We start from the raw sequence: 7,329 nt of genomic DNA, 5'->3' as shown, positions 1-7,329 counted from the left end.
GCACGGAGCGCCGGAACTGTTCACGAGAACCGACGGGCTGACATCTGACGCGCGACCCGTCACTTTCGGTGCTCGCGCCACCTCGTTGTGCGAACTGCGCTAGACAGCACCCTGAGTGGGCGGACAGTCACACTCTCCAGCCGGGGTGGAGGCTGGACCAACGAAGGGGACACATCATGGCACTCAGCCAACGCAAGCGACGCATCGGCGCGTCACTCGCTCTCGCACTCACCGCTGCTGCAGCGGTCCCGACCGTCGCGACGGCCGGACCGTCGAAGAGCGGATGCGAGAACCGAAATCTCAATCAGACGGACAAGTTCCTGCAGTGCGTGGACGGCGACGACGTGTTCGAACACCTCGAGGCGTTCCAGGCGATCGCCGACGCGAACGGCGGGACCCGAGCATCGGGAACTCCCGGCTACGACCAGTCGGCCGACTACGTCGCCGGACTGCTCGAGGACGCCGGCTACGAGGTCACCCGACAGGTCTTCGACTTCAGTCTCTACACGGAGAACTCGAGCTCGCTGACCGTCGACGGGGCATCGATCGAGACGCAGACCTTCTCGTACTCCGGCTCAGGTGTCGTCACCGACGGCAACGTGATCCCCGTGGACCTCGACCTCGGAATCGGCAATGCATCGTCGTCGGGTTGCACTGCGGACGATTTCGACGGACTCGACTTCTCCGGTGACGACGACATCGCCTTGCTCCAGCGTGGCGCTTGCGCGTTCGGCGACAAGGCAGCGAACGCGGAGGCGGCCGGTGCCGAGGCGGCGATCATCTTCAACCAGGGCGACACCGACGGAGCGGACCGTCAGGACCTCATCGGCGGCACGCTCGGCGAGGGGGTGTTCGGCATCCCCGTTCTCGACGCCTCGTACACGGACGGCGTCGCGATCAGCACGGCCGGCAGCGTGAGCCTTGCGGCCGACACGACCATCGTCACGAACACGACGGAGAACGTGATCGCCGACCTCGACGGTGTCAACACCGACAACGTCGTCATGGCCGGCGCCCACCTCGACTCGGTCCAGGAAGGCCCGGGAATCCAGGACAACGGCACCGGCTCGGCGACGATCCTGGCGACCGCACTGGCGATCGGCAACAACAAGAAGTACACGCCGCAGAACAGCCTGCGCTTCGCCTGGTGGGGTGCCGAGGAATCGGGCCTGATCGGCTCGGAGAAGTACATCTTCGATCCGGAGTTCGGGATCTCGCAGGAGGACTACGACGCTCTGGCGGCGTATCTGAACTTCGACATGGTCGGCTCGCCGAACTTCATCTACGGCGTCTACGACGCCGATGAGTCGACGTTCCCGGCGCCGGTCGTCGTTCCGGAGGGTTCCGAAGCGTTGGAGGACCTCTTCGAGGCGTACTACACGATCAGCGACGTGCCGTACGAGGACTCGGAGTTCTCCGGTCGTTCCGACTACCAGGCGTTCATCGACGTCGGGATCCCGGCGAGCGGTCTGTTCACCGGGGCCGAGGTCCTCAAGACCGCGGAGCAGGAAGCGATCTGGGGCGGCATCGCCGGCGAACAGTTCGACCAGTGCTACCACCTGGCCTGTGACACGATCGACAACGTGAGCGAGGAGGCGATCGAGGTCAACGTCGACGCGATCGCGTACTCGATCTACAACCTGGCCGCGTCGACCGAAGCGGTCAACGGGGTCGAGGGTGTCGACGTGAAGGGCACCACGCCCGACGAGGTCGAGTTCAACGGACCCGAGGGAACCTTCGCCGAAGGCGGCGGTGGCTTCGACCCGGGTCACGCCCACCCGACCAGCTGACGTGAACACGACGGCGTGACGTCACGGGTCAGGCCCGTGACGTCACGCCCGGTCAGCAGGGCAATGCGTTCGCAGTGCGTTGCGCTTCGGCGCGGGCGGCGTCGGCGAAGTCGTCGCCGTTGCTCGCGTAGAGGACCGCACGCGCCGAATTGACGATCATTCCGCGTCCGGTGGCGCTGGAGCCGTGTTCCATGACGGTTCCGGCGTCGCCGCCTTGCGCTCCCACGCCGGGTACGAGCAGCGGCAGATCGCCGACGATCGAGCGGACATCGGCGAGCTCGGTCGGATAGGTGGCGCCGACGACGAGTCCGCATTCACCGAGTTGCGACCACTCGTCCGCGACCCTGCGTGCGACGTGGGTGTAGATCGGTGCGCCATCGGCGACCAGAGACTGGAAGTCGTCACCGCCGGGGTTGCTGGTGCGGCACAGCACGATGATCCCGCCGTCGCCGGGATGATCGAAGAACGGCTGGACCGAATCGGTCCCCATGTACGGGTTGACCGTGACGGCATGTGCGGAGTAGCGGTCGAACGCCTCCCGTGCGTAGTGCTCGGCGGTGGAACCGATGTCGGCGCGCTTCGAGTCGAGGATCAGCGTGACATCGGGATACGTCTCACGGATGTAGCGGCAGATGTTCTCGAGCGCGTGCTCCTGGCCGATGCTGGCGAAGTACGCGATCTGTGGCTTGAACGCACACGCGATGTCGGCCGTGGCGTCGACGATCTCGCGACAGAACCTCTCCGTCGCATCGCGGGCGTCGGCGATGCGCGCCGGATACCGGGCGGGATCCGGGTCGAGGCCGACGCACAACATCGAACCCGCCGCCGACCACGACCGTTCGAGCTGTGCGTGAAATCCCACCGACCTGCAATGTAGCCCGTGGTCCGACCCCGAGGTCGGCCGAACCCAGGCCGCGCAGCCCCGACCCACTTCGTATGGTTGGGTGGGTGAGCTGGCTTCCCGACGACTTCGTGCACCCGACACTGGTCCCCATCGGCCGCACCGGCGCGCATCTGCGACCGATCCATCCGGATGACACCGAGCTCGACATGATCGCGGTGATGGGGTCGCAGGAACGTCTGTGGTCGATCTACGGCGAGGCGTGGGGCTGGCCACCGACGACGATGACAGCCGACCAGGACCGGGACGATCTCGCCCGGCATGCGCAGGAGATGGTCGACCACGAGTCGTTCAACTATGCGCTCTTCGACCGCGAGGAGTCGGCACTGCTCGGCTGTGTGTACATCGACCCGCCACAGAAGCCGGGCGCTGACGCGGAGATCTCGTGGTGGGTGATCGATTCCCTCGTCGGCTCCGACATCGAAGCGGGGCTCGATGCATTCGTGCCGACGTGGATCGAACGGGACTGGCCGCTCGACAACCCGTGCTACGTCGGGCGAGATCTGAGCTGGCGCGAGTGGATCGACCTTCCTGATCTGCCGGCGGACTGATCCTCGATTCCGACGAGAAGCCGGAACGGGCGTCGTCAGCCGGGCGAGAGGATCATCGATCCGGGCCCCTGGTTCGGGGTGTTGTTGCACGCCCACTGGCCACCGGCGGACTGCTCCCACAGCAAGGTCAGGCAGCGTCCGAGTGCCTGCTGGCCGTACGCGTTCGGGTGCACACTCTCCTCCAGGTCTCCCTGGAGGGTGCCGGTTCCGACCCAGCGCGCCCATTCGGCGGTCGCCGGGTCGGGTCCGCCGCTGCCGACCCGCACCGCCTGCTTGGAGCAGTTCTCGTTGCCTTGGAACGCATCACGGAAGTCGAGGAACTCGGTGCCGTTCGCCGCGGCCACGGCGCGCAGGTTGTCGGAAATCTGCGGCACCAAGCTGTCACGCGCCCAGGTGGCATCGTCGTTCCAGAACGGGCAGCCGCCAGTCGTCAAACGGCTGTAGCCGCTCTGTGAATAGCGGATCTCGTTGCCGCGCGGGACCGGTGACGGATACGACACGACCACGAGTCGATAGTCGGTGTCGGAGTATCCGGCGGTCGACATCGTCGACCGGATCGCATCGATCGACGCATCGACGCCGGCCATCGCCGCGGGCATCGCCTGGTCGACGAGCGGTTGTTGGTCGTCGAGGCAGAGGTTCGGGTAGGCCGATGGAGAGGTCGAGAACTGGAGCGTGCACGACACGATGATGTCGGAGAAGCCGAGGTCGTTGCCGCCGATCGACAGCACGATCATCTCGACGTCGTTGGCCTGTGCGACGGGGAGCAGCTGCGCGCTCTGGGGAGCCTCGCCCTTGTAGGCCGTGTCGACGATCGCCGCCGTCTCGGCACCCGAGCACGCGAGATTGATCTTGTTCTGGACGTTGATCGTGTTGGACCGGATCGGTGCCACATCGCTGCGGTGGCACCCGTTGCCGACGGTCCCGGGATACACCGCCCCGGTGTCGTAGAACCACGAGAACCAACCCGACTTGCGGAAGGCGCGGTCGGTGCCGTTGCGCGAGTACCAGGCGTTGTTCGAGTTGCCGTTCCAGCGCCCGGCCTCACCGGAGATGAAGCTGTCGCCGAGCGACACGATCGCGGTCGGACCGTTGCCCGGTGATGCCTGGACACCGGCAGTCGACCATCCGAGTGGCACGGTGGACGCAATGAGTGCACCGACCCCGATCGCGCACTTGGTGAACCTGTTCATCTCACGTCTCCCATCGATCGTGCCCCGTGGTGACGGTAGTACGTTGCCCGCTCGCTCCGTTCCACGCAGTCGATCGCACCGCGAATCACTCAGTGGGCTGGAACCAGCCGCTCGGGGCGATCTCCTGGCCGAATCGAGGCTGATACTGATCGAAGAAGATCCTCCCCATCAGCTCTCGTCGACTGCGGACGTCGGCCTTCGTGAAGATCGACTTGAGGTGGTCCTGCACCGTGTAGGCCGACACGTGGAGGGCGGCGGCGATGTCCTTGGTCTCGACACCCTGGAGCACGAGTTGGGTCACGTCGCGTTCCCGCGCGGTCAGGCCGAACGCCTCGACGACGAGCGGGATGATCTCGGGCGGTCGGGCGTCCTCGATCGTGATCACGACGTCGCCGGTCACCCCGTCATGGGCGGCCATCGGTGACGCCTGGAGCACCACCCAGGTCCCATCGTGCAACCGCAATCGACCGCGCGGAATCGTCGACATCTGTCCACTGGCGAGGCGTCGGGCGCTGGCGACGAGCGCCGCAATCGTTCCGATCGGGCTGGCGATGTGATCGCTGGCGACCACTTGACGGAGGCGCTCCTCGGCACCGACGCTGATCTGGGCGATCTGGTCGTGGGCATCGACGATGATCACCGCCGGCCCACTCGAGACGCGGTCCACCGCTGGCGAGGACACGCGGCTGAGCAGACCGAGACGGAAGCCGGTCGCGAGCATGGTCGACAGTGTCGACGCGAACTCGACGTCTGCCTCGTCGAACGGGCCGTCGCCGGGCTCTCGGAAGTACGCGAGTGCACCCCACGTGCGGCCGTCGACGCTGGCGATCAGTCGCAGTTCGTCGCCGTAGCCGTAGTGAGGTTTGATGCAGTCGCGAAGCCGAGTGGAGCGGTCGAGGTCGCCGCCGGTCACGATGTGCAGACCGACCGCGCGACCTGGCGTCGCCGCAACGTCGAGGAAGGAGGTCGTTTCCTCGCCGCCGTACTCGATCATGCCCCATTCGAGGTCGTGATCGTCGTTGCCGTGAAGGTCACCGAACTTGTAGGTGCTCGTGAGCAACGACGTCGTCGGGTCGAGGGTCGCGACGCACGTCGCCGCCGGGCGCAACACCCGACGCACGGAATCGTCGATCTCGGCGAGAAAGGTCGGCAGGTCGAGCCCCGCGGCGGCGACGACCTCGACGTCTCGGCGAACCCGTTCCGCGGTGAGCGCACTGAGCATCGCCTCATTCTCTCCCGTTCGTGAACCCGGCGCCATCCCAGATCGTTGGGGGTGCCTCACGCCCCTGAAGTGGGCATCGACAGGTCCGTGGTGACGCGGGATGGTGACCTCGGACGCGAGACCGGACGATGGTGTCATGACACTCACCGAATCCACGCCCGCTCATTCCGCTCCGATCACGGAGCGGCTCGCTCCGATCGAGATCGCTCCCGAGACGTTCGTGATCCACGACACGTACTCGCCGCCCGGTGCGCCCGGGGCGGTGCACATGAACTCGATGCTCATCCGCGGCGCCGAACCCTTCGTCGTCGACACCGGAACCCCGCTCAACCGGGCCCACTACCTCGACGATCTGTTCGGTCTCGTCGAACCCGAGGACGTCCGCTGGGTATTCCTCAGCCACGACGACATCGACCACTACGGCAACGTGCACGAGGTGATGGACGCGTGCCCGAACGCGACGCTCGTCGCCAGCTGGTTCCTGTGCGATCGCATCGGAGTCGACCGCCTCGACGTTCCCCCGATGCGCTGGCGCTGGTTGAACGACGGCGAGACGCTCGACATCGGCGACCGCACCGTGGCCGCGATCCGTCCACCGCTCTACGACTCGCCGACGACCCGAGGGATCTTCGACCCCACGACACGCGTGTACTGGGCGTCGGACTGCTACGCCACGCCGGTGCTCGGGCCGACCGCATTCGTGGACGAGCTCGACCCGGACGTCTGGAGCGAAGGCTTCCAAGCCTTCCAGGCATGGAACAGCCCGTGGGTCGCCATGCTCGACGCACAGCGATTCGCGGAGGCCTGCGCTGTGATCGAGCGCCTGGCGCCGACCACGATCGCCACCTGCCACGGCCCGACCATCGGCCCGAGCCAGATCGACCGAGCATTCGAAATGCTTCGCCGGGTTCCCACCACACCGGTGCCACCGCAGCCGAACCAGCTCGTGCTCGACGAGATCGTCGCCGCGATCGAATCGATGTCCGCCGAGCTCACGTCGTGACCCACCCGAGATCGAGGAGAACCACCATGCATCACACCACTCGACGAGTCACCGCCACGGCGTGCCTGGCCTTGCTCGGGACGATCGCCGCCGCGTGCGGCGACGATGCCGGAGCAAACAGTGCCGTGCCGACGACCGAGACCACCACCGACCACTCGACAGCGCGGGCCCATGACGACACGACCGTCACGATCGACGGCATCGACTACGGCTTCGAGAACGTGCCAGCGTCGATCCCCGCCGGTACCCGACTCGGGTTTCGCAACACGTCGGCGAACGAACTGCACGAACTCGTGGCCTTCCGGCTCGAGACCGATGCGTCATTGGATGAGCTGGTCACCCGACCACCAGCGGAGCTGGAGGCCACGCTCGGCGAACCGGTGACGGTGATGTTGCAGGCGCCAGGGGCTCCCGAAACAACGGTGGCGGTCGGGGACGGCACATTGACCGAACCCGGCCGTTACGTCCTGATGTGCTTCATCCCGGTCGGTGCAGACCCCGATGAGTACATGGCCGCAGTCGCTGCGGCCGGCGGCGGAAAGCCCGAAGGCGTCGCTGGTGGCCCACCGCACTTCACTGCCGGCATGGTGGCCGAGATCGCCGTGGAGTGACCCTCGCGACGTGGTTGTCAGGTCGGCGAGCGGTGTCCCCAGAAGCTCGGTTCGGTGA

General features: G+C 66.4%; 7 protein-coding genes. 4 read left to right on the top strand and 3 right to left on the bottom strand.

What is annotated here, in order from left to right; translation table 11 throughout:
- Nucleotides 1–176: 176 nt before the first annotated feature.
- Entirely contained in the window at nucleotides 177–1,790 is a 1,614-nt protein-coding gene (locus ON45_RS19535) for a M28 family peptidase (protein ID WP_040496280.1), read from the top strand.
- A 52-nt stretch (nucleotides 1,791–1,842) separates the two neighbouring features.
- On the opposite strand, the gene pyrF is transcribed toward ON45_RS19535, so the two are convergent.
- A complete protein-coding gene (gene pyrF, locus ON45_RS19530; protein ID WP_040496279.1) occupies nucleotides 1,843–2,652 on the bottom strand; it encodes an orotidine-5'-phosphate decarboxylase in 810 nt (269 codons plus the stop codon).
- 86 nt (nucleotides 2,653–2,738) lie between these two features.
- Between pyrF and ON45_RS19525 the strand changes: the two genes are divergently transcribed.
- Complete coding sequence (locus tag ON45_RS19525; protein ID WP_040496278.1) at nucleotides 2,739–3,242, top strand: GNAT family N-acetyltransferase; 504 nt, start codon at nucleotides 2,739–2,741, stop codon at nucleotides 3,240–3,242.
- A 35-nt stretch (nucleotides 3,243–3,277) separates the two neighbouring features.
- Here the strand turns inward: ON45_RS19525 and ON45_RS19520 are convergent, their stop codons facing one another.
- Nucleotides 3,278–4,435 carry a GDSL-type esterase/lipase family protein gene (locus ON45_RS19520; protein ID WP_051063440.1) on the bottom strand — a complete coding sequence of 386 codons (1,158 nt, stop codon included), beginning with the start codon at nucleotides 4,433–4,435 and terminating at the stop codon, nucleotides 3,278–3,280.
- Between the two features lie 85 nt (nucleotides 4,436–4,520).
- On the bottom strand, nucleotides 4,521–5,657 hold the full coding sequence (locus tag ON45_RS19515) for a helix-turn-helix transcriptional regulator (protein WP_040496282.1): 1,137 nt from the start codon (nucleotides 5,655–5,657) through the stop codon (nucleotides 4,521–4,523).
- 136 nt (nucleotides 5,658–5,793) lie between these two features.
- Here ON45_RS19515 and ON45_RS19510 point away from each other — a divergent pair, with 136 nt between their 5' ends.
- Nucleotides 5,794–6,660, top strand: a complete 867-nt coding sequence (locus tag ON45_RS19510) for an MBL fold metallo-hydrolase (RefSeq protein WP_158412540.1) — start codon at nucleotides 5,794–5,796, stop codon at nucleotides 6,658–6,660.
- A 26-nt stretch (nucleotides 6,661–6,686) separates the two neighbouring features.
- Nucleotides 6,687–7,271 (top strand): hypothetical protein, encoded by a 585-nt coding sequence (locus tag ON45_RS19505; protein WP_040496277.1) that lies wholly within the window; start codon nucleotides 6,687–6,689, stop codon nucleotides 7,269–7,271.
- The last annotated feature ends 58 nt before the right edge of the window (nucleotides 7,272–7,329 follow it).

This window comes from Ilumatobacter nonamiensis YM16-303 (assembly GCF_000350145.1).
In the GTDB taxonomy this organism is placed as follows: Bacteria; Actinomycetota; Acidimicrobiia; order Acidimicrobiales; family Ilumatobacteraceae; genus Ilumatobacter_A; species Ilumatobacter_A nonamiensis.
This window is presented reverse-complemented; position numbering and strand designations above follow the sequence as displayed.